We start from the raw sequence: 22,303 nt of genomic DNA, 5'->3' as shown, positions 1-22,303 counted from the left end.
GCAGGCCCCAGCCCCCTTCGCGACGTGGTTTAGTTTGATCCGACGACGGAAATCGCATAGTGCTGGGCCTTCGGGCCCAGCAGCGCGTGCAGCTTGCTGAAGAGCTCCTGGGCGGCCAGGCCGTGCCAGTTGTCCGGCAAGTATTCTTCGGGGAGCCCGGGATCCATATAGGGCAGCCGCCGCCACTGGGTGACCATGGGAACATAATCCGCAAAGGCCTGCTTCAGCAGTTCGGGCGACTCGGCGTCTCCCTCAAGGTTCTCCCACCGCTGAAGTACGGGCTGGTGCCGCGCCAGGAAGTCCGTGTAAAGCGCTTCCAAAGAGGGCAGGTCCCACCATTGACCCACCTTCTCATCGATGTGGCCTCCAGTTAGATGCGTTGCCTTGAAGAGGTCGACATACTCCATGAGCTCGGCCCGCTGAAGCTGCTGCTCCACTTCGTCCGCAAGATTGCCGGGAGCGATCCACAATCCCGGGGAGACCTGTCCGCAGCCGACGCGGGTCAGGATGGTTCGGAGCTTGTGCCTCAGGTGCCGTTGCGCCTCCGGGATGGAGAAGGACGCCAGGAGCCACGCGTCGTCTTTTTGGGCACGGCGGGGAGCGAAAATCCGTTCGTCTCCGGCACTGAACACATCCTCGAGTTCCGGTGAGAGCTTGTAGGCGGCAGAACCTCCGCGTTTGAGGCTGACAAGGACTCCGCGTTTCTTCAGCCGCGACACTGAAGACCGCACACCAGCTGATTCAACCCCCAGGTCCCCCAGGAGCTGTATCAGGTCAGCAACCGCAAACGTGCCGTCCTGGTTGCGGGCATACAAGCCATATATGGTGACGATCAGGTGTTGATGGCGCGGCGTGGGAGCAACGTCGGGGACGGCATCGGCCATGGCCATTAAGCGCTACCTCAATTAGTTCGGGAATCGATTTACAGTCATAGGCTACATCCCGACTGGTCCGGACTCACGACGGTACTTTCCATACCGCAGCCGGGCTGAAGAGCAGGTCAGATGAAACTCAGCCCGGCCCATGGCGACGTAACCGGCGTCGTCCCCCCGAACACCGACCGGAACTCTTCATCGAGCAGAGCGCCCAAGGTCAGTTCCTGTGAATCTTCCTTGGTCTCCTCAGAGCGTGAACCAGACATCATTGTCTCCTAGTGAAGGCATGTGGAGCGGAACACCGGTTGTGTCCGTCAAAGCATGCATCTTGAGACAATTTTATATCGTTACCGTGACGTTCGTAAATACATCGACATAGATTTCTATTAGGCAACAGTTACGAGCGTCATGATGCTGATATATTCTTGGCATCCGGACCATCGAGAGGAGCCTGCCGTGGACCGTCTGTCCCGAACGAATCCCCGTGCCAGCGTGGACCGCACGGTTGAGTGGGTGGATACGGACGCCTCCGGCCACCAGCACAATTCGGCAGTGATGCGCTGGGTAGAGTCCGCCGAGGCCGAGCTCTTCCTCCGCACCCTCAAGCTGCCCGACTACTTCCCGAGCGTTCCCCGCATTCACCAGGAGATCCACTTCAAGGCCAAGCTGTGGTTCGGCCAGCGGATCACGGCAACCGTAGGCATTTCCAAGCTGGGCAGGACGTCAATGACGTATGCCTTCGAGATTCAGGGCCATCCGCACGATGGCTTTGCAGGCGGCCTGGCTGCCTTCGGAACAGTAACGGTGGCCCATGTACCGCCGGGCTCAGCCAAAGCGCAGCCCTGGCCTGCCGCAGTCGTGGAAGCCATAGCCCCCGCGCAACCCGCGGGAGCGGACGATCACTCCCGGGCCAACAGCCCCCGCACTGCCCAGACGGCAGGCTCCTAACGCCAAGAAGCCCCCGGCGACGCCCGCAGCTTCCTAGAGCGGACGATCACCGGGGGCTCCTTTCCCCACCAAACCTCCCGCCGTCGGGAGCCTGTCTTCTGCGGACGCTACTGGCGGTCCTGGACCACGGCAATCCCCTGGATCTCGATCATGGCTTCCTTCTGCCAGAGGCGGGTGACGCCGATTCCGGCCATGGCCGGATATTCCGAACCCGCCATTTCACGCCAGATCCGCCCGATCTCCCTGCCGTTCGCGATGTAGTCATCCACATCGGTCAGGTAGATGGTGACGCTCACCAGATCCTCCGGCTGCCCTCCCGCCGCCCGCAGGGTGGTCAAAACGTTCGAAAACGCCTGCCTGAACTGCTCCACAATGCCCCCGGGAACAATCTCCATATTGCCGTCCAGAGCGGTCTGGCCGCCCAGGTACACCGCATTCCCGGCAAGGATGCCATGGGCGTAACCGGACGGCTTGGGCAGTGACTCGGGGTTGATGGTCTTCTTGCTCATTGATGCTCCTTGCGAAGTCGGCCTTTGATTCCTATTACAAAAGGCCCCTTGTTCGGGTCCTTCGTGTCGTGCTACCTTGAGCATATGTGACGACCGTAAAAAAGTCGACATATCGAAACGAAGGGAATCAGACGGATGAAACTGGCCACACTCCGCACCGGCGGAGACGGTACGACAGCGGCCCTCGCCTTCGGCGCCGACGCCTTCCTGCCGCTGCCCTACCCGAGCGTGGGTGCACTCCTGGCCGATCCCGCATGGCCGGCCACTGTCGAGGCAGCTGCCGCGGCTGCGACCGGCCCTGCCGGTTCAGTGGCGGACGGAGGGGCGATCGACGCCGGCACCGCCGAATTTGCCCCGCTGCTGCCCGAGGCCGGGAAAGTCATCTGCTGCGGGTTGAACTACGGCGACCACATCCAGGAGATGGGCAGGGACCTGCCCGAGTACCCCACTCTCTTTGCCAAGCACGCGGACACGCTTACCGGCGCCCACGACACCATCGAAGTCCGGGGCAGCAGGAAAATCGACTGGGAGGCCGAACTCGCCGTCGTCGTGGGCAGCCCCCTTTACCGGGCCGACGAAGATCAGGCGAGCAAGGCCATCGCCGGTTACACCGTGGCCAATGACCTTTCCATGCGGGACTGGCAGAACCGCACCCTGCAGTGGTTCCAGGGAAAGGCCTTCGACGCGACCACTCCGGTGGGACCCGTCCTGGTCACACCTGACGACGTGAGCAGCGAGTTCGAGGTCCGCGGATACGTCAACGGCGACATGGTGCAGTCAGGGAACACGGGAACGCTGGTCTTCGGTCCAGCCCGGCTCCTGTCCTACATTTCGCAGTTCACCATGCTTCGCCCCGGTGACCTCGTCCTCACGGGCACGCCAGGGGGAGTCGGGATGGGGATGACCCCTCCCCGGTTCCTGCAGGACGGCGACGTCCTGACCACCGAAATAGCAGGCATCGGACGCCTGGAAAACACAATCCGCATCTACACCAACGACGACGCAGCCGCCCCGCGCGCCGCCGTCGCCACCGCAACCACCAAGGAGTAAAGACCATGACCGAGCTGACTGAGACCACCCAGTACCGCACCGAGGGAGACAACTCCATCTACGCCGGCGCCGACGGCAAAGTTGTTCCTGTCGTCACCCGGGCAGGGCAGGAAGACACAAACACGGCACAGTCCGGCGACTGTGTCCGCGTGTCCGGTGTCTCCATCCAGCACACCCCTGCCACCAAGATCTGGTTCGGACAGGTATCCAACGTTCCGGGTTACCGCTCCCTCCCCCACCACCACGGGGAAGCCGAAACGGGCGGCTATGTGCTGCGCGGCCACGGCCGCATTTACTACGGCGAAAACTACTCCGAATACCAGGACATGAAAGCCGGAGACTGGGTTTTCGTGCCCCCGTTCATGCCGCACGTTGAGGCAAACATGTCCGTCACCGAAGAACTCGTCTGGCTCACCACCCGCACGCCGGAAAACATCGTGGTCAACCTCGAAGACGTTCCGGATGGCACCCTCGCCGACTACCGCCGCGCATAACTCCATGAACACGCCAACCACCACCCCGATGATGACCTCCGCAACGTTTCTGCGCGCTATCGACTTGACCCAGGTGCCGGCCCTGGTCCATGACGAAGCGTATGAGGCGGTCACCCAGTACGTTCCCTGGCCCAAGGCCTACGGCGGAGACATGGTCGCCCAATCAGCTGCCGCAATGATGCGCTCAGTTGCCGGGGACCGGTCGCTGCACTCCATGCACAGTTACTTCATGCGCCCGGTGGATGTGGGATCGACCGTCCGGTACGAAGTGGAACACCTCCGCGACGGCCGCGGCTACTCCACCCGAAGCGTCCGCGGATACCAGAACGGCAAGACCGTCTTCGTCGCCATGGGCTCATTCCAGGTTCCCGAAGACGGGGCCGACTACCAGCCCGTTACGCCCGGACAGGCCGCCCCCACTGAAATTGATCCGGAATCCCTGCGCAGTGCCGCAGAAGTCCTCCGGGACGTCGATGGACCTGCCGCGGAGTACTGGTCCACAGGACGCAGCTTCGACATGCGTCACGTCGCCGGCCCCGTTTATGTTGAGGTTGAAGGCGGACGCGAGGCGCACCAGGCCATCTGGGTGAAGGCCTTCGATGAACTGCCGGGCACCGCGAACCAGCAACTGGACGCAAACCTGCACCGCATCGCCCTGGCCTACGTTTGCGACTACACCATCCTGGAGCCCCTCCTCAGGGCCCAGGGCCTGCACTGGTCCTCCCCGGGGCTCGCCACGGCCAGCCTGGACCATTCCATGTGGTTCCACCGCGACGGCCGCGCAGACCAATGGGTGCTGTACGCACAAAAGGCAGTCTCCGGTCAAAGCAACAGAGGTATGGCCCTTGGCCACTTCTTCGACCGCGAGGGCCGCCTGCTCGCCACCGTCGCCCAAGAGGGCATGATCCGGCCAGGATCCTAATCCGACATCAGAAGCACGAACCATAGAAGGAGTGGCCATGAGCACATCGGCCCATGTGGACACATTTACGCGGGACCACCTGCCGCCGGCTGCGACCTGGCCGGCCCTCGAGTTCACCCTCCCGGAACTTCAATACCCCGAGCAGCTGAATGCAGCGGCAGTCCTCATCGATGACACCGCGGCGCACTACGGCCTCGACCGGCCGGCACTCCGCACGCCCGACGGCGAGGTCTGGACCTACGGTGAACTGCAGCTTCGGGCCAACCAGGCAGCGCAGGTGCTCACCGAGGATTTCGGCGTGGTTCCGGGGAACCGCGTGATGCTGCGGGGACCCAACAACCCCTGGATCGTGGCTGCCTGGCTGGGCGTACTCAAGGCAGGTGCCGTCGTCGTCACCACCATGCCGATGCTGCGGGCCGCCGAGATCCAGACACTGATCCAGCTGACCAAGCCCGTTGTGGCACTCTCCGACCACCGCTTCATTGACGATCTGGCCGCCGCTCCGGATGCCGGCGTGGCCGTCCTCGCGTACGGAGGCCCCGGCATCGGCGATTTCGCCGTCCGCTGCGCGGCCAAAAGCGGAAAATTCACCACCATTGAAACGGCAGCAGACGACGTCGCGATCCTGGGCCCCACCTCCGGCACCACCGGCACCCCCAAGATCACCATGCATTTCCACCGGGATATCCTGGCGATCGCCGACACGTTTGGCCGCCACATCCTCCAGCCCACAGCCGAGGACGTCTTCGCGGGCTCGCCACCGGTCGCATTCACCTTCGGACTCGGCGGGCTGGTCATCTTTCCACTCCGCTTCGGTGCCTCCGCGCTGCTGACCGAGCGCGCAGCACCCGTGGAACTGGCAGAGAACGCGGCTGCCGCCGGTGCATCAATCCTCTTCACCGCCCCCACTGCCTACCGGGCCATCCTCAAGGCCGGGCGCGGCGACCTGCTCAGCCGGCTGAGGATCGCAGTCTCGGCCGGCGAGCACCTGCCCAAGGAAACATGGCAGGCTGTCTACGATGCCACCGGGGTCCGGCTGGTGAACGGCATCGGAGCCACGGAAATGCTCCATGTGTTCATCTCGGCCACCGGCGATGACAGCCGGCCCGGCGCAACGGGCAAGGCCGTTCCCGGGTTCCGGGCGGCCATTTTGGACGAGGACGGCTGCGAACTGGGTCCCAACCAGCCCGGCCGGCTTGCTGTCCTGGGACCCACCGGCTGCCGCTACCTCGATGACGAGCGCCAATCCCGGTACGTCTCCCACGGCTGGAACATCACCGGCGACACCTTCGTCAGGGACGAGGACGGCTACTTCATCTACCAGTCTCGCTCCGATGACATGATCATCTCCTCCGGTTACAACATTGGTGCCCCGGAGGTCGAGGCGGCCATCAACCAGCACCCCGACGTCATGGAGAGTGCCGTGATCGGGCGGCCGGACCCGGAGCGCGGAAGCGTGGTCTGTGCCTTCATCGTCCTTTTCCCCGGCGTCGACGGCGACGAGGCGAAGCGCAAGGAAATCCAGGACTACGTCAAACAAACGATCGCCCCGTACAAGTATCCGCGCGATGTCCGGTTCGTTGCTGAACTGCCGCGTAACCCCAGCGGAAAGCTGCAGCATTTCAAACTGCGGCAAAGCCTCGAAAACAACAACGACCAGCTGGCCCACGCGGCAGCACCCCAAGCCTAGAAGGGACCGATCCATGAAGATCGCAATCGTCGGAGGCGGCCCCGGAGGCCTGTACTTCGCAGCACTGATGAAGCAGCTCGACCCGTCACACGACATCACACTCTGGGAACGCAATGCCGCCACGGATACCTTTGGTTTCGGCGTCGTTTTCTCCGATGAAACGCTGGGCGGCATCGGCAACGCCGATCCCGTGGTTGCCGAATACATGAGCCGCCGCTTCGCCCGCTGGTCGGACATCGACATCCACTTCCGCGAAGAGACCGTGACCGTGGGCGGCCAGGGGTTCGCTGCCATGAGCCGCAAGGAACTGCTGGAACTGCTGCAGCGCCGCTGCATCGAACTCAGCGTCGACGTGCGATTCAGCACCATGGCGCCGCCCATTGAGGAACTCGAGGCCAACTACGACCTTGTGCTGGCCGCGGATGGCGTCAACTCGCAGATCCGGGCCAAGTACGCCGACGCCTTTGGCCCCGATCTGGATCCGCGCACCAACAAGTACATGTGGCTCGGAACGGACCAGGTGTTCGAGGCCTTCAAGTTCTTCGTCAAGGAAACCGAGTGGGGCGTCATGCAGATCCACGGCTACCCGTACTCGGATGAGGGCTCCACGTTCATCGTGGAAATGCACGAGGACGTCTGGCACGCCGCGGGCTTTGACGAGACCGCGAACGATGTATTCCCGCCCGGTGTTTCCGACGAGAAGGCGATCGCGAAAATCCGCTCGATCTTCACCGAGGAACTGGGCGGCTACGAGGTCCTGTCCAACAACTCCAAGTGGCTGAACTTCAACACGGTGCGGAATCAGAGCTGGCGCAAGGGCAACGTTGTGCTCGTGGGCGACGCAGCCCACACAGCACATTTCTCCATCGGCTCTGGCACCAAACTGGCCATGGAGGACTCACTCGCCCTGGCCGCCTGCCTTCACGAACATGCCGACATGGAAGCTGCCCTGTCCGCCTATGAGGCCGAGCGGCGGCCTGTGGTCGCCTCCACCCAGCGCGCCGCCCAGGCGTCACTGGAGTGGTTCGAGCGAATCGGTCAGTACAAGGACCAGGACCCCACACAGTTCGCGTTCAACCTGCTCACCCGTTCCCGGCGGATCACCCAGGAAAACCTGCGACTGCGGGACCCGGAGTTCGCGGAGGCCGTGGACCGGAATTTCGCCGATCAACAGGACCTGCCGACCGTGGCGCCGGCCATGTTCCAGCCATACCGCATCGGCGGGCTGGAGCTGAAGAACCGGATCGTGGTGTCACCCATGGATATGTACTCCGCTGTCGACGGGGTCCCGGGCGACTTCCACAAGGTCCACCTCGGATCCAAGGCGCTTGGCGGTGCCGGCCTGGTCATGACCGAGATGGTCTGCGTCTCAGAAGCCGGCCGCATCACCCCTGGCTGCAGCGGCCTCTACACCGACGCCCAGCGGGACAGCTGGAAGGAAATCGTGGACTTTGTCCATGCCCGTTCCACGGCGAAGATCGGCGCCCAGATCGGCCATTCCGGGCGCAAGGGCTCCACCAGGTTGATGTGGGAAGGCATTGACGAGCCGTTGGAGTCCGGCAACTGGCAGGCGGTGGGCCCGTCCGCGCTGCCCTACGGCCCAGGCAACCAGACACCGCTGGAACTCGACCGCGCCGGCATGGACGCCATCAAGGAAGAGTTCGTTGCCGCCACGCTTCGGGCTGACCAGGCCGGGTTCGACCTCCTGGAGCTCCACGCCGCCCACGGCTACCTGCTGTCTTCCTTCCTGTCGCCGGTCTCCAACCGCCGGTCGGATGAATACGGCGGCAGCCTGGAGAACCGCCTGCGGTTCCCGTTGGAAGTGTTCGACGCCGTTCGGGCGGCGTGGCCCGCCGGCAAGCCGGTGACGGTCCGCATCTCAGCGACCGACTGGATCGAGGGCGGCAACACCTCCGACGATTCGGTCGAGATAGCCCGCGCTTTCGTTGCCCACGGCGCCGCCGGACTCGATATCTCCACAGGCCAGGTGGCCAAGGAAGAGAAGCCCGCGTTCGGACGCAGCTACCAGACACCGTTTGCCGACCGCATCCGACAGGAAATAGCCGAACCCGCAGGCGTGGCCGTGATCGCCGTTGGCGCCATTTCCACGTACGACGACGTCAATTCCGTCCTGCTTGCGGGCCGGGCCGATCTCGTGGCACTGGGCCGTACGCACCTGTACGACCCGCAGTGGACCCTGCACGCCGCCGCCGAACAGGAATACCAGGGCCCCGGCGCCCAGTGGATTCCCCAGTTCAGGGCAGGTCGCCGCAAGCCGCCGAGTTCCCGTACCGACGCCGTCCGCCCGCGTCTTTCCCTCCTGCGGGAACCGGACTCCGAGGCTACTTCGGCGCACCTGCGCTGGACGCCCGACACCTTGGCCAAGGAACCCTCCCTGCTTCCGAGTAAGTAGCACGCCAAAGTCCTGTGGGTCTGCCCGGCGTAAGGGCAGACCCACATGAGGTACAGGTCCAGGGACCGCTGTGGTGGAGAACCTTCAGCGTTCTTAATGACCGTGCGATAAGCCAAAGCACAATCGGCGGGAGCGTCAATGTTGACGTCAGCTCGATCCTGCCGGTTTGCCGCGCCCGGAATCAGATGCGATCCATTCCGGGGCGATGATGTGGCGAATGGGGCTTCTCGCCCACGAAACCTGGGGTAGAAGCATTCACTGATGGATCCCGATCCGACTTCAGCCATCCCCGCACACAGAATGCAGTGCAAGAGCTGGCGACGAGGGCCAAAGCATCCTTATAGCCAGCCTGACCTCCAGCTTGCCCAACCAGCTGACAAACTGGCGCGCTGCCACAGCAGCGTCACTACGAAGGGCTATTGCGATGACCAGAATGTTCCAGCGTATTAACGTGGGCCCCGCCTCCGTATCGATCGTGCGCTACGGCGCTAGACCAACACCGACGCGGGGGATCTGTCGTGGCTGTCGAACAGCATCCACTCTGGCGATGCGCCGGTGGGCGGCGGTGCAGGGCAAAAGGCGCCATGAATTTCATGTGCCTAAAATACTGACATGCCTACACGTGTTCACGAGTTTGCCTGGCCTGATCGGGTCGTCGTTGGCACCATTGGCCTTCCGGGGGCGCGCACGTTCTACCTGCAGGTGCGCGCAGGGACGCAGATCGTGAGTATTGCCCTGGAGAAGCAGCAGTCGGCCCTGTTCGCCGAGAAGATCGACGAAATTCTCGACCAGCTCATCACCGTCGAGGGCAACCCCTTCAGCGTTCCCACCAGTACTCCCATTGAACTTGTCGACAATGACCAGCTCGAGGCCGTTCAGGAGCAGTTTCGGACCGGCGCCATGAGCTTAGGTTGGGACCCAACGACGGCGCAGGTCGTTATAGAGGCCTACCCCATCACCGATGTCGATGCTGATGACAACGACGAATCCCGTGATGAGGACGGCGCTAACGAGCCCGAAATGCTGCTGGTGCGAATGCCGGTCGGCACCGCCCGCGCATTCGCCGAGCGCGCCCGTGAGGTCGTGGGCGCCGGGCGTCCGATGTGCTCGCTCTGCGGTAACCCCATAGACGCCGACGGGCACATCTGCACCCTTCCCGAGGTCTGATGCCAGCGCCGGACCTAGTGACCGCCGAGCCGACGCCCACCGGCCGCATCACGACGGCTTCAAACGCTACATTCCTGGGCAGCATCGGCGACGTGGTGGTCGTCTATAAGCCGATAGCAGGCGAAAGTCCGCTGTGGGATTTTCCCCACGGCACCCTGGCTCACCGGGAGGTGGCCGCCTGCCTGGTCTCGCAGGTCTTCGGCTGGGACGTCGTGCCGGAGACGGGCTGGAAACGGGCTGGAAACACGTTCTCGAGGGACGAGATGAGAACGGACGGATGGTCGCCCTCGTTCACGAAGACTCGCCAGCGCTCAGACGCATGGCGGTGTTCGACGTGGTCGTCAACAACGCCGACCGCAAAGGCGACCACATTCTTGCCATGCCGGACGGACACCGGCACGGCGTGGACCATGGGCTCACCTTTCACCGTGGCCACAAGCTGCGCACGGTGCTGTGGGGGTGGCTGGGAGACGCTCTGACCACCGATGAACGCGACAGCATCGATCGTGTCAGCGAAGGACTGCACGGTGAGCTGGGCCGAAACCTAGCGGACTTGCTCAGCGCCGAAGAAATCGCTTCGCTCGCCGCGCGGTGCGCCCGGTTGCGCTTGGCAGGGCGGTTTCCGGCTCCGAGCGGTGAGATGTCAGCGGTGCCCTGGCCGCTGTTCTAAGGGAATTACGGCTACGGGCTTCGCAGGCTGTGTCACTGCATGGATCTTAAGAATGACCAGGCGACGGTTTTGTCAGCCCAAAGATTCGGCACAGCAGATCTGAGGAACTCCACCACGACAGCTACGCTATTTATGCACCCCTTTCAGATGCGCGGCCTAATCTGGAACAGCGAATAGGCCACTCCCCTGCCCCTCACCCGCTTAGCTTGATGGAAATTGGGGAAATGCCCAAAGGGGGCTGCGCCGGACCGGCTTGTCGCTTGCCCTGGTCGCCTACCGGGACGCCGGTAACGACTGGCCCCGCCACAAGGCCGTCATCACCGGAGACGAGCACGACCTCGGGATCTGGCTGCACCTTCAGCGGTCCAAGCTGCGCCGCGGCGAACTGGATGAGGCCAAGACGCAGACCCTGGATGAGGCAGTGCCAGGCTGGCGAAACGGCCGGCAGCGGGGATGGAGGCCGAAGCGGATTGCCCTCCCAGCATCGTGAATCTTGGAAAGACCTTGAGAGTGATGGGTGGACCCCGCAAATGCGGGGTGCAGAAGACACCGGGCCCTCTGGCATCACCCGCATTTTCCAATGCGCCGGCGGGAAACTCAGGGTGTCCCTGAAGCAAAAGCAAGGTCGCCGCAACCCCGCCGCTTCAGAAAAGCCGGGTCCGGAAGGCATTCCCCCCATAGCACGCCCGGCCCGGCGGACACCCGACCGCGACCGGACCACGACTAGGAAGCAGCCATGTCAGCGGAGACGCTCGCACAGTGGCTGAGACCTGAATCGGGGTCAGCTGCCGCCGTCCTTGACGTTGGTCTTGATGTCCTCCAAGACGTCCAGATCGTCATCGTTGGGCTCGGTACGGACGATGACGAGCGTCTGCAGCACGTGGCCCAGATCGACTGAGGTGATCGTGTAGGTTTCCGTGCTGACTGTCAGAGTGCCCTTGTACTGGGGGTCCTCCAGATTCGTCAGCGCAGCAGTCAGCACGCCGGGTTCCTCCACCAGAAGCCGGCTGACGTCCAGCTGCCAGTCATCATCCTCCCGGCCTAGGAATGTCGAATACCGCGGCAGCACAAGGGACCACGGAGGTGTACGGGGTGGCGTGCCCCTGCCAGGGCCTTCCTCGACAAGACCTGATTCCAGCTCAACACGGATGCCCCACGGAGCCATGAGGAAGCGGCCGGCACCGTCGTTGCTGACCTCCCAGAAACCGCCCGGGAAGTACCGGAAAGAGCCCGTCTCGCCCTCCGGCGCGGAAGCGCTCCTGAACCTCGTGGCGAAGTCCCCGGCGGCAAACCCCGGGTCGGCGCGGGCCAGGAGTCCGATCAGCTGCTGATGGTTCGGTGTCATAGAGCTCAGGCCACCTTCCTAGCTGCATCAGCGGGTTAACACGGGGAATGCGCCTAGTCGAAGCGCACGGCGTTCCACTCAAGGATTCGAGGAACGGCGAGCCCCTCAAGAATGAACGGATCACCGGCGACAAAGCGCTCAGCATCCTCGCGCGAGGTGAGGATCGCCATCGACGCACCGGCCGGATCCATTGTTGGAACCGGCCCAGCGCGAGGAGCCCGCCGCCGCCGGCCTGGAACGCTTCATAGTAGGCCTTGTGGCGGGGAAACGTTTCAAGAACGCGTGGGAGATCGATGCCTTCGCTGAGGCTATACATCACGACGAATTCCATGTGGCCACCTCCTGCCCACCACTCCACCTGACGATGCCGAGACTGTATCAGTTGAAGCACCGCTACTCTATGGCTATGCCACAGGGGCGGGCAAGGACGGCAACAAGTACGATTCGCCCCGAGCGGCAAGCACGGCGTGCGCGGCCATCGCGCAGGATATGGCAAGGGCGCCGGCGAGCTCCGTCAGCCTCCCGCTGCCGACATATGCGTTGCGCGCGTAGCCGAGCGTCATGTGAGCCCGATCAATCCAAACCTCAGGGGCAGTCTCTCGGAGGAGCTCAGATGGTCTGAAGCCTGCTCCTTTCCTCCGGCGTCCGGTGACGGCTGGAGGCCAGTTCTGCCGGTAGCCGTCGGCGTACACCGAGCCGTCGGGCTTGGCTGCCACCGCGAAGCTGGTTGGCTTGGTGTTCACCGCCCAGAGTCCGGTCGCCCCGGACCACCATGAGTGGCCTGCATCGTCCGCCTGACCGCACCTAACGTCATCATTCCTCCGGGCTAGCGGGTCAGCGCGATGGCGACTTCGCCGCCAAGGGACACGTTACTGCGGTACACATCGACATTTACATTCACGCTGCGGCCATTCGTATCGCGCTGAATGAAGTCCAACAGGAACGGTGTGGTGTCCTTGCCCTTGATCCCGTTCTTCTCTGCCTGCGCCCACCCCCGGGAGAGAATATCGTCCAGCTCGGCCGGAGGGAACTGCTTGTCCTCTGCGATCGGGTTTGCCAACAGGACGGCCGATTCAATGTGCAGGTCATCGCGTGCCCTGCAGATCGCTGCAACTTCCTCCGGAGTGTTGACCGCGTACTCGATCGCAAACCCCGAGTCGGAAACGTAGAAGCCAGGGTACTTCTTCGTCTTGTAACCGACGACCGGGATGTTGAGCGTTTCGAACCGTTCGAGGGTCGCCGCGACGTCCAGGATAGACTTCACGCCGGCGCTGACGACGATGATCGGGGTAGCCGCCAGGGTAGTCATATCGGCAGATTCATCGAAGGATGTTGCCGCACCGTGGTGAACTCCACCCAAGCCGCCGGTTGAGAACACTTTGATGCCGGCGCGATGTGCCAGGAACGCCGTCGCTGCTACGGTGGTGCCGCCGTGGAGCCGAAGAGCAGCGGCCACGGGAAGATCGCGGAGGCTGACTTTCTTCACTGCCCCGTCATTGGAGAGCGAGGTGATCTGCTCAAGGTTGAGCCCTACCGTCGGAACGCCGGCGAAGACACCGATCGTTGCAGGAACGACTCCTTGACTGTGGAGGCGTTCCTCGGCTTCCAAAGCAACTTCGAGATTGCGCGGACGGGGAAGCCCGTGAGTGAAAATGGTCGATTCCAAAGCGACGACAGGGCGCCCTCCAGCAACGGCCGCGGCCACTTGCTCTGAGACGTGGAACGCGACGCTGGTGCGCATGGATGACACGGTGGTCTCCCGGTAGAACGTGATCTGATTTGACTCACCAAGGTTCCCGCACGCGGGAACTAACAGCAAGACATCGCCGTGCGATCGGTCCGGGCTGCGGCCCTGGACTATGGACGGTCCGGCGGGGTTGTTTTCTCGGCGTGGCGTGACCGGCCCGGGCCCGCTTCGGTCGAACAGCTTCCTATGGGGCCGCGTTCGTCTTCACGTAGCGGTGGTCTTGGACCAGCCAACGGTTTTGGCGGCGTCCTTGGGCGTAGCGCTGTTCAACCATCTTGGCGAACGCGTGGGACCAAGCCACGTTTACTCACGGTCAAGCCGTTGAAGCCGGAACGACGGAATGAGCCGCGGAAGGGCAAGCCGCAAAAGCGGAGGCCAGCTGTTGTTGTGCCAGAGGCAAGGCCGTACTTCGACCGGCCTTTGTGTCTCAGGAGCTTCAGACGGACCGGCGGAAAACATGGCCCGATCTACACTCCCCAGAAGGTGTCGCCGAGGCGTAGCTAAAGTTCATGGGAACTGTCGCTGCCTATCGAGGCAGCTGAGACCACGGAATCGCGTCGCAGTGAACGGGACTCCAGGCCTCGATGGCAATCAGGGTCTTGCACTGCCGAGCACGAAAAACGGGCCAGCGAACGGATTGGTCCCTCCCCAAGCCACTGCGGCGCCTACATCCTGCGGCCGACGATGCCGGCCACAGGCTCGTTGTAGAAATCCTTATCGGGGCCGTTCATCCTGAACTTGTGCCCGCCGTCGTAGGTCCACGGGCCGCCCATCACCCAGTAGCGCAGGCGCGCTCTCCGCCCTTGCCCAGGCCGCACCCGGGCCTGTCGTCAGGGCCCGTAATGAACCGTCAACCGGCGTGGTGACGGACGCGATAACCTTGCCCATCAGGCGCCCGGCATATTCTGCGTCGCCACGCTGCCCGCTCGGTCGTATACCAGCGACACTGCCCCCTTCGGGAAGGTGCGCGCCGGCTCGGCGAGGCGGAAGGAGGCGGGGACGGTCCCGGCGTCGAAGATGCGCTTGCCCTGCCCGAGGGTGATCGGATAGAGCCAGAGGTGGAGGCGGTCGAGCACGTCCGCCGCCAGTAGCGACCGGATGAGGACGCCGCTGCCGAACATGTGCACCTCGTCGAACTCTTCACGGAGCCGGCCCGCTGCCGCTGCATTTTGTAGCACCTTGGTGCCCGCCCACGCCGGAGCAACCAGTGAATTGGAGACGACGAACTTGGGCACCCGGTTGAGCGTGCCGCCGATCTCGTCGGACTGGTGCGGCCAGTAGGCAGCGAAAATGTCGTAGGTCTTCCGACCGAGGAGCAGGGCGTCGATGCGGCCAATCTCCTCGCCGATGGCAGCGCCGGCCTCGTCATCGGACACCGGCGCCTGCCAGCCACCGAAGGCGAATCCGCCCGCGGTATCTTCTTCGCTGCCGCCCGGCGCCTGATAGACGCCGTCGAGGGTGACAAACAGGTTGGCGACGATGATTCCCACGCGCCCATTCTGGAACAGGGTCTAATCGCTGTCCATAGCCAGCGGCCGTGACAGACTGGTGCCATGCTGCTCTACGAGCTCGTGAGTACCTCGGAAGCCGTCGCGGGCACCCGCTCCCGGCTCGCCAAGGTCAACGAACTGGCAGGTCTGCTGCTCCGGCTCGACCCCGCAGACATCCCAACGGCGGTCGGCTTGCTCACCGCCAAGCCTCGCCAGGGCCGAGTCGGGATCGGCTGGAGCGGCATGAGGGCGGCCAGGGGCGAGCCCGCTCCTGAGCCGAATCTCACTATCGCCCACCTCGACGCTGCGTTGGACCGGCTGCTGGCAGCCGCAGGCGCTGGCGCGACCGTGGAACGCGCCGCCACCCTTCGGACTCTGATGGCGGAAGCCACCGAGCGAGAGCAGGCATTCATCGCCGGCGTGCTGCTCGGAGAACTTCGTACCGGTGCACTCGAAGGCGTACTGACGGATGCGGTAGCCCGCGCCGCCGGCCGGCCGATCGAGGCCGTACGCCGCGCAGCGATGCTCTCCGGCGATCTCGGCGGGACCGCCCTGCTGGCGATCACAGGCACCGCGGCCCAGCTTGACGCGGTCGGCCTCGTCGTCGGGCGTCCCGTGCAGCCCATGCTCGCCGCAACCGCGGCCAGTGCCGGCGAGGCGCTGGCGACGACGGGAGAAGCATCAGTGGAATACAAGCTCGACGGCGCACGCATCCAGGTGCACCGTGCCGGCGACGACGTGCGCATCTACACCCGCACCCTGGCCGAGGTGACCCACCGGCTGCCTGAGGTGGTGGAGATGGTGCGCGGACTGCCCGTGCGCGATGTGATCCTCGACGGCGAGACCCTAGCCCTCGACGAGGACGGCGGCCCCCGGCCGTTCCAGGAGACCATGTCCCGGTTCGGGGCGAACGCGGCGCGCACCACGCTGCTGCATCCGTGGTTTTTCGACGTGCTGCACATCGACGGGCGCGACCTGCTCGACGAGCCGCTGTCCACACGCATCGGCGTGCTCGAGCGCATCGCCCCCGGTCACCGCATCCCGGGGAAAATCACTGCGGATGCGGCTGTTGCCGAGAGAGTGTCGCGCGATGCGCTGGCCGCCGGCCACGAGGGTGTGATGGTGAAGGCAGTGGGCTCGGCCTACGCCGCCGGGCGGCGTGGATCGAACTGGATCAAGGTGAAGCCGGTCCTCACCTACGACCTGGTGGTGCTCGCCTGCGAATGGGGGTCAGGACGGCGCAGCGGGCTGCTGTCGAACCTGCACCTCGGAGCCCTGGACCCTATCGGCGAGTTCGGCGAACCCGGCGGTTACGTGATGGTGGGCAAGACTTTCAAGGGCCTCACCGACGCACTGCTGCGATGGCAGACCGAAAGGTTCCAGGAGTTGGAGGTGAGGCGTACGGCGGGTACGGTCTGGACCGAGCCGGTCACCGTGGTCGAGATCGCCATCGACGGCGTCCAGCGGTCTCCCCGCTATCCGGGTGGAATCGCCCTTCGATTCGCACGCGTCAAGCGCTACCGTGACGACAAGACGGCCGCGGAGGCCGACACCATCCAGACGTTGCGCGCCCTGCTCCGTACCCCACCGGGCGGAAAGGTATCCTCACCGCCGGGTTGAGCACTTCGTCACCCGGGCTCACCGGGACTGACCCGCCCGGGCCGGCATATAGTCCGGTACCTGAAGATGTTTGAGTAGCCAGCTGCCCGTCCCATCAGAACCGCCGAAGCTCTCCGGTATTCCGGATCAGGAAAGTTCTCGTTGTTTGTTCACCACACACTCCGCTGCCTTCAGGTGCCACGTAACGCCCGGAGGCGGTGATGGGCCCATTTTGCATCGGGCTGTGAATCCAGACCCTGCAGCCCCGTTCGCTCGTCAACGATCAAACTCAACGGCCCACGCCTGGTCACTACGCCTCGTGGCACGAGTTCCCAGTGGCCCGGGAACAACATTCAAATATCAGTGGATCCGGAACAACAGCTATCACCGGTGCGACGGATAAGACAAGCACGCCAGGTCGCATAAGTCCACTTGACGGTGGAGGATGTTGCAGGTGCGCGATGATGTTTCCGGCCCCCCGTTTAGCTGCAACCGCCTACATTTGGCTGAATGAAGCCACGGCTGGATCCGCACCGGCACGGGCGCCTGATTCCAGAGCCGTTATTTCGACCACCTCGGCCGGGGTGAGCGTGAGACTCACGGCTCCCAGGTTTTCCCGCATGCGGGTCGAATCTGCCGACTTCGGGATGACGATTGTGCCTTGTGCGAGGTGCCATCCCAGCACTATCTGCGCCGGGCTGGCCCCATACCTACCGGCCATCGACTTCAGTGTGGCTGCGTTGAGGTCCGCGCCCTGGCCCAGGGGACTGTACGCTTCCACGGCGATGCCCAGGGAGCGGCTCTTCGCGGACAGTTCCTGCTGCTGGAATGTGGGGTGGATTTCGATCTGGTTGACGGCCGGCACAACGTCCGACACCGCGAGGAGCGTGTCCAGGTGGTCCGTCAGGAAGTTGGAGACGCCGATGGCGCGGATCTGGCTGTTGGCGTAAAGCTTTTCCATTTGCTTCCATGCCTCAGTGAAGAGTCCCTGGGACGGCACGGGCCAGTGGATCAGGTAAAGGTCCACGTAGTCGACTCCTAGGGCGTGGCGGCTGTTATGGAACGCTTCGTTTGCTTTGCCCTGCTCGCCGTTGCGCAGCTTGGTGGTGATGAAGATTTCCTCCCTCGGGATCCCCGACGCGGCAATTGCGGCTCCGACGCCGGCCTCGTTCCGGTACGCGGCGGCCGTATCAATGTGGCGGTAGCCAGCCTCGAGGGCATCCTCGACAATGCGCTGGGTTTCTTCCGGCGGGACCTGGAACACGCCGAATCCGAGTTGCGGGATTTGGACGCCATTGTTCAGGGTCACGGTGGGAACAGCGGTTTCTTGTGTCTGGGCCATCATCTATTCTTCCGTTGGGTTGGGTTGGGTTGGGCTGGTTGGTTTGGTGCAGTCGGAGCGCAGGGCAAATTCGGCACGAAACGGCTTGGCTGCGGCTAAGCCAAAGACAGTTCTACGGCCGAACCGTCCATGAAATCCGACGCCGCCGGCGACGGCGGCGGGGACCTCACGGTCGGGTGGCAGCCTCGGTCGGCGGGGCTGGCTCAATGGCCCAGGCCGCGCGGTGTAAAACGCTCGCCAGCCAGCCCCGCAGACGATCCCGCCGTCTCGGTACAAGACGCGTACGACGCACCCCCGCAAAACGTGTATTCGGCAACGCAATGCCGTAGTCGTGCTTCATGGAATGGATGACCATGAAAGCCATCCCTAGCGAATTATCCATAATCATCTTCTTGTCGTTCAAGGTCCTTCGAACCAGTAGCCAATAACTGTCAACACGTCCCAAGCACCGGTCATAGTGGACGCTTTCCAGATCGAATCGAGGAGTTTGCGTGGTTGGCTTGGTTTCCTTCAAGCCCGCAAGCGTACGGGTAGCGAAAGTTCCTACCGAGCGGCACGAACACGATCCTACGCACGTGAGGAATTGATATCAGCAGGTTTTCCTCACCCTGCGATTCCTAGGACTGGGAGTCCTACCTTCGGCGTGGAAAGCCAGGGGCCGGGCACGGCAGAATGGATCACATGGGTCAGAGCGCCGAGTTTGGAAAATTCCTGAAGGCCATGAGGTCACGTCTGAGGCCGGAGAACGCAGGGCTCGCCTCGAGTTCCGCCGGCCGTCGGGTCCACGGGCTTCGGCGCGAGGAGGTTGCACGGCTGGCTGACGTCAGTACGGACTACTACACGCGGCTGGAACAAGGCCGCAACATCCATCCCTCCCGTGCCGTGCTGGAGTCGGTGGCCCGGGCCCTGCGCCTGGACCCCGGCGAACTGGCGCACATGATCGACCTCATAGAGAACTGCGCGAACACCCGGCGTCCGCCGATTCCGGGGCAGACAGTGCGGCCCGAGCTGCGCCAGCTCCTGGGTGCCGTTGGTAACGTGCCCGCTCTGGTACTGGGCCGCCGCAGCGATGTGCTGGCCGGAAACCGGCTGGCTTTTCTCTTGCTCGCCGACTTCCCTGCCATGCCGGCTGCGGAGAGGAACCTGACGCGGTGGATCTTCCTCGATCCGCTCGCACGCGACCTCTTCCAGGACTGGCCGTCCATAGCGTCCGAAGCCGCTGGCTCACTGCGCGTGGATATTGGTCGGCATCCGAACGACGCCCAAGCCAACCAACTCGTCGGCGAACTCGCGGTATGCAGCGAGCAATTCCGGCAGTGGTGGGCCGGGCACCGGGTGGCTACGGGGTCCGCGGGAAGTATCCGGCTCCGCCACCCGGTCGTCGGAGACCTGGAACTGAACTCTGAAGACCTCACACCGCGTGACGACCCTGATCAGGTGCTTCGCGTGTATTCAGCGAAACCGGGTTCGCCATCTGCCGACTCGCTCACAATGCTCGGCAGCTTGGGAGCAGAAGAAACCGCGGTCACGGACACGTCGCGATCACCGGAAAGCGAAGACGCCTCCGGGGCCGCCAACGCCACCTGACCTCGGACCACCAGCCATCCGGTAGCGTCCAGCCCCTCAGCGCGATTCTGATGCCGGCACCCCCTGATAACCGGAAAACCCGTCCTTCGTGCAGGCGGCCGGAGCAAAACCTGCGCCGGCAGAACGGGCTGGCAACTGGGAGCTCTTGGCCACAGCGCTTTTCTCCAAGGCGGCGAGGATCCGCCTCCCGATCCAGAACGCGCTTATCCTCCTGGGCATTTGCTGCCTACTGGCAGCAAGCAGCCAGCAGAGTAATCATCTTGGAGCTGTCGCTCCGAACATGTGGCACAGAAAGCCGAACTGACCGGCATCAACAAACAGCGCGCCATTGGGGCGCGCGCATATGGAACAAGGAGCAACAATCGTGAAAGTAGTAATCACCGGAGCCCACGGTAAAGTTGGCCGCGCTGCAACCCAGGCGCTTCTGGATGCAGGCCACAATGTTCTCGCGGTGGATCTTACGCGACCCGGGTTCGACCGTCCCGAAGAAGGAACGGCCAGCTACCAACAGGCCGACCTCACAGATGCCGGCCAGGCATACGCCGTCGTGCGTCATGCAGACGCCGTAGTGCACGCCGCCGCCATTCCGGAGCCCACCGGGAACCCCGCCCAGGTCGTGTTCCAAACAAACCTCATGGCGACCTTCAACATCCTTGAGGCCTCGATCAGGTTCGGCGTTAAGCGTTTCGTTAACATCTCAAGCGAGACCGTTCCCGGCTTCTTCTTCCCCGAACGCGACTTCCTGCCGGACTACGCTCCCGTTGACGAGGAACACCCCATCCGCCCACAGGATCCCTACGCACTCTCGAAGCACTTTAGCGAGCAACTAATGGACGCCGCAGTCCGGCGCTCGGACATCCGCTGCATCTCGCTACGCCCAAGCTGGGTTCAGAACGAAAGCAACTACGAGCAGAATCTCGGCCCCCAGGTTCGCGACGCCTCAGTCCTCAGCCCCAACCTGTGGAGCTACGTCGACGCCTACGACCTCGCCGACTCAATCGTGCTGGCAACAGAATCTGAGCTGCCCGGACACGAGGTCTTCTACATTGCCTCCCCGGACAACGTCGGAGGACGGAACTTCGGTGAAATCCTTAAGACCTACTACGGCGACAAGATCGAACTCCGCTCCACAGCACGCCCGGACGCCTCGGGAATCTCCAGCGCCAAAGCCCAGCGCATGCTCGGATGGACCCCGAAACGATCTTGGCGCGACTACCTCGATGTCGACGGCAAAGCCCTTCCCCACGCGTAAAAGCAGTCCCCCATACCGGGGAAGACGCTGGAACCGCCAGGAGGGCGCTGGCGCACTCATGGACATCGCCGTGTACTTGCTGACCTAGGCGCCTGACGTGCCGTCCAGCCCCAGACCGCACCGCCACCTCCCACCGGAACAGGGACGGCGTCGACGCCGAGACCGCCATGACGCTCCTGTACGCCTTCGGGGCCCAGGCGCAACTGATGACGTCACTGACCACGGTCTCTACACATTTACCACCGGTTCGGGAGAGTCCCGGGTGGAGAAGTCCACCCCTGCGGCCGCGGCTCCACCTATCAACTGCGCCAGGCACTCCGCCCTTCCAGCACGGCCAGACGGAGAGCCCCACCACGCCAAGGGTCGCCGCTGATCACGATCGTGACCGCTCTCGGGCACGAGATCAAGTCACCGATTCCATCAGCAGACGCAGAAGAGCCGGAAAAGAACCTGGGTGACGGCCGACCACGCCGGGTCACCGACAACCAGCTCCGAAGCGCTGTTCACCTGGTCGACGGCGGCGAGCCCGCTGCGCAGGCTGCCCCGATCTGGGAAGGTCACGCGCAACGTCCCCGACGTTCTTCGCTTTGCCCAGGTGGGTCGCGACGGCGCCGCGCTCCAGGCATGGGAGCTGACAAATGGTTCGGCGGTAGCGTCGCCAAGTTCGCGCCGAGCGATGTTGGCCATGCGCAGCCCGTTAGCTTGGGCGTCGATGTCCCGTACTCCGCGGACAATGTCCGGCAGGGGCCGGGCAGCGGCGCCGGCTGCGTGGATCTGTTCGCGGACGGTGAGGTTCCCGTCGTTATGAACCGCGGCAAAGACTTCGTGAAAACAGCGACGTGTGGGACGTCCGCGACGTCCACCCCGACGGCTCTGTCACCGGCCCGGCACCGCTCAAACAACGGCACTCCCAGCCGACGGCGTTTTCCCGGGTGACAATGTTGTCCCCGGCCCGGGCGGTGAGCCCCTCTCGCAACACCCCAGGGGGCTGTCAGAGCCCTGGCTTGCGTTCACCAGCGGGGGTGGACTGCCTCGCGGAAGTAGTGGTCGTAGATCCAGCGCACGCCTTCGTCGAACTCCGGGCTGAGCACCGTGGCCGCGGCGGCCGCGTTGGCCCGGGCCTGCTCGACGGAACGGGCACCGGGAATGACGGACGTGACGCCGTCCTGCGCGGCGACCCAGGCGATGGCCGCCTGCGCGGTT

Annotated in this window: 21 protein-coding genes and 2 pseudogenes; 14 read left to right on the top strand and 9 right to left on the bottom strand. The window is 63.8% G+C overall.

Annotated features, from left to right (window positions below; all coding sequences use genetic code 11):
- Positions 1 to 29: 29 nt before the first annotated feature.
- Complete coding sequence (locus tag J7I85_RS00645; protein ID WP_214845294.1) at positions 30 to 890, bottom strand: PaaX family transcriptional regulator C-terminal domain-containing protein; 861 nt, start codon at positions 888 to 890, stop codon at positions 30 to 32.
- Positions 891 to 1,331: 441 nt separating this feature from the next.
- On the opposite strand from J7I85_RS00645, the gene J7I85_RS00640 reads away from it, so the two are divergent.
- Positions 1,332 to 1,823 (top strand): thioesterase family protein, encoded by a 492-nt coding sequence (locus tag J7I85_RS00640; protein ID WP_308159344.1) that lies wholly within the window; start codon positions 1,332 to 1,334, stop codon positions 1,821 to 1,823.
- Between the two features lie 107 nt (positions 1,824 to 1,930).
- Here J7I85_RS00640 and J7I85_RS00635 read toward each other — a convergent pair whose 3' ends face one another.
- On the bottom strand, positions 1,931 to 2,332 hold the full coding sequence (locus tag J7I85_RS00635; protein ID WP_214845292.1) for a RidA family protein: 402 nt from the start codon (positions 2,330 to 2,332) through the stop codon (positions 1,931 to 1,933).
- Between the two features lie 135 nt (positions 2,333 to 2,467).
- Between J7I85_RS00635 and J7I85_RS00630 the strand changes: the two genes are divergently transcribed.
- The 9 genes and pseudogenes from J7I85_RS00630 to J7I85_RS00595 all read left to right on the top strand — a co-directional run bounded on the left by J7I85_RS00630 (position 2,468) and on the right by J7I85_RS00595 (position 11,228).
- Entirely contained in the window at positions 2,468 to 3,382 is a 915-nt protein-coding gene (locus tag J7I85_RS00630; RefSeq protein ID WP_214845290.1) for a fumarylacetoacetate hydrolase family protein, read from the top strand.
- A 5-nt stretch (positions 3,383 to 3,387) separates the two neighbouring features.
- Positions 3,388 to 3,876: a cupin domain-containing protein gene (locus tag J7I85_RS00625; RefSeq protein ID WP_214845288.1), complete on the top strand. Its 489-nt coding sequence runs from the start codon at positions 3,388 to 3,390 to the stop codon at positions 3,874 to 3,876.
- Positions 3,877 to 3,880: 4 nt separating this feature from the next.
- Positions 3,881 to 4,798, top strand: a complete 918-nt coding sequence (locus J7I85_RS00620; protein ID WP_214845286.1) for an acyl-CoA thioesterase II — start codon at positions 3,881 to 3,883, stop codon at positions 4,796 to 4,798.
- A gap of 37 nt (positions 4,799 to 4,835) precedes the next feature.
- Positions 4,836 to 6,488: an AMP-binding protein gene (locus tag J7I85_RS00615; protein WP_251023761.1), complete on the top strand. Its 1,653-nt coding sequence runs from the start codon at positions 4,836 to 4,838 to the stop codon at positions 6,486 to 6,488.
- A 13-nt stretch (positions 6,489 to 6,501) separates the two neighbouring features.
- A complete protein-coding gene (locus tag J7I85_RS00610) occupies positions 6,502 to 8,901 on the top strand; it encodes a bifunctional salicylyl-CoA 5-hydroxylase/oxidoreductase (protein ID WP_214845282.1) in 2,400 nt (799 codons plus the stop codon).
- A 433-nt stretch (positions 8,902 to 9,334) separates the two neighbouring features.
- Positions 9,335 to 9,489, top strand: a pseudogene (locus J7I85_RS24760) (histidine phosphatase); the annotation flags it as partial.
- Positions 9,490 to 9,513: 24 nt separating this feature from the next.
- Positions 9,514 to 10,068 (top strand): DUF3090 domain-containing protein, encoded by a 555-nt coding sequence (locus J7I85_RS00605; RefSeq protein ID WP_214845280.1) that lies wholly within the window; start codon positions 9,514 to 9,516, stop codon positions 10,066 to 10,068.
- Positions 10,068 to 10,738, top strand: a pseudogene (locus J7I85_RS00600) (SCO1664 family protein). Before J7I85_RS00605 ends, J7I85_RS00600 begins: the two are co-directional and overlap by 1 nt.
- Before the next feature lie 253 nt (positions 10,739 to 10,991).
- Positions 10,992 to 11,228, top strand: a complete 237-nt coding sequence (locus J7I85_RS00595; RefSeq protein WP_214845277.1) for a helicase associated domain-containing protein — start codon at positions 10,992 to 10,994, stop codon at positions 11,226 to 11,228.
- Between the two features lie 291 nt (positions 11,229 to 11,519).
- Here the strand turns inward: J7I85_RS00595 and J7I85_RS00590 are convergent, their stop codons facing one another.
- From J7I85_RS00590 to J7I85_RS00575, 4 genes are all read right to left on the bottom strand, one after another.
- Positions 11,520 to 12,083 (bottom strand): hypothetical protein, encoded by a 564-nt coding sequence (locus tag J7I85_RS00590; RefSeq protein ID WP_214845275.1) that lies wholly within the window; start codon positions 12,081 to 12,083, stop codon positions 11,520 to 11,522.
- Between the two features lie 53 nt (positions 12,084 to 12,136).
- Positions 12,137 to 12,274 (bottom strand): hypothetical protein, encoded by a 138-nt coding sequence (locus J7I85_RS24755; RefSeq protein WP_251023760.1) that lies wholly within the window; start codon positions 12,272 to 12,274, stop codon positions 12,137 to 12,139.
- A 635-nt stretch (positions 12,275 to 12,909) separates the two neighbouring features.
- Complete coding sequence (locus tag J7I85_RS00580) at positions 12,910 to 13,824, bottom strand: pseudouridine-5'-phosphate glycosidase (protein WP_251023759.1); 915 nt, start codon at positions 13,822 to 13,824, stop codon at positions 12,910 to 12,912.
- 893 nt (positions 13,825 to 14,717) lie between these two features.
- Positions 14,718 to 15,320: a dihydrofolate reductase family protein gene (locus J7I85_RS00575; RefSeq protein ID WP_214845271.1), complete on the bottom strand. Its 603-nt coding sequence runs from the start codon at positions 15,318 to 15,320 to the stop codon at positions 14,718 to 14,720.
- A gap of 63 nt (positions 15,321 to 15,383) precedes the next feature.
- Between J7I85_RS00575 and J7I85_RS00570 the strand changes: the two genes are divergently transcribed.
- Entirely contained in the window at positions 15,384 to 16,940 is a 1,557-nt protein-coding gene (locus tag J7I85_RS00570; protein ID WP_214845269.1) for an ATP-dependent DNA ligase, read from the top strand.
- Between the two features lie 475 nt (positions 16,941 to 17,415).
- Here J7I85_RS00570 and J7I85_RS00565 read toward each other — a convergent pair whose 3' ends face one another.
- Positions 17,416 to 18,261, bottom strand: a complete 846-nt coding sequence (locus J7I85_RS00565) for an aldo/keto reductase (RefSeq protein ID WP_214845348.1) — start codon at positions 18,259 to 18,261, stop codon at positions 17,416 to 17,418.
- Between the two features lie 681 nt (positions 18,262 to 18,942).
- On the opposite strand from J7I85_RS00565, the gene J7I85_RS00560 reads away from it, so the two are divergent.
- Together J7I85_RS00560 and J7I85_RS00555 are read left to right on the top strand one after the other, a co-directional pair.
- Positions 18,943 to 19,848, top strand: coding sequence for a helix-turn-helix transcriptional regulator (locus J7I85_RS00560; RefSeq protein WP_214845267.1), 906 nt, complete (start codon positions 18,943 to 18,945; stop codon positions 19,846 to 19,848).
- A gap of 364 nt (positions 19,849 to 20,212) precedes the next feature.
- Positions 20,213 to 21,100, top strand: coding sequence for an NAD(P)-dependent oxidoreductase (locus J7I85_RS00555; protein WP_214845265.1), 888 nt, complete (start codon positions 20,213 to 20,215; stop codon positions 21,098 to 21,100).
- A gap of 420 nt (positions 21,101 to 21,520) precedes the next feature.
- On the opposite strand, the gene J7I85_RS00550 is transcribed toward J7I85_RS00555, so the two are convergent.
- Positions 21,521 to 21,661: a hypothetical protein gene (locus tag J7I85_RS00550; protein WP_214845263.1), complete on the bottom strand. Its 141-nt coding sequence runs from the start codon at positions 21,659 to 21,661 to the stop codon at positions 21,521 to 21,523.
- A 63-nt stretch (positions 21,662 to 21,724) separates the two neighbouring features.
- Between J7I85_RS00550 and J7I85_RS00545 the strand changes: the two genes are divergently transcribed.
- Complete coding sequence (locus tag J7I85_RS00545; protein WP_214845255.1) at positions 21,725 to 22,036, top strand: hypothetical protein; 312 nt, start codon at positions 21,725 to 21,727, stop codon at positions 22,034 to 22,036.
- Between the two features lie 74 nt (positions 22,037 to 22,110).
- On the opposite strand, the gene J7I85_RS00540 is transcribed toward J7I85_RS00545, so the two are convergent.
- Positions 22,111 to 22,303 (bottom strand): aldo/keto reductase (locus tag J7I85_RS00540; protein ID WP_214845253.1); only part of this gene is annotated, 193 nt, incomplete at its 5' end.

The sequence above is a fragment of the Arthrobacter sp. ISL-65 genome (assembly GCF_018613795.1).
Taxonomy (GTDB): domain Bacteria; phylum Actinomycetota; class Actinomycetes; order Actinomycetales; family Micrococcaceae; genus Arthrobacter.
This window is presented reverse-complemented; position numbering and strand designations above follow the sequence as displayed.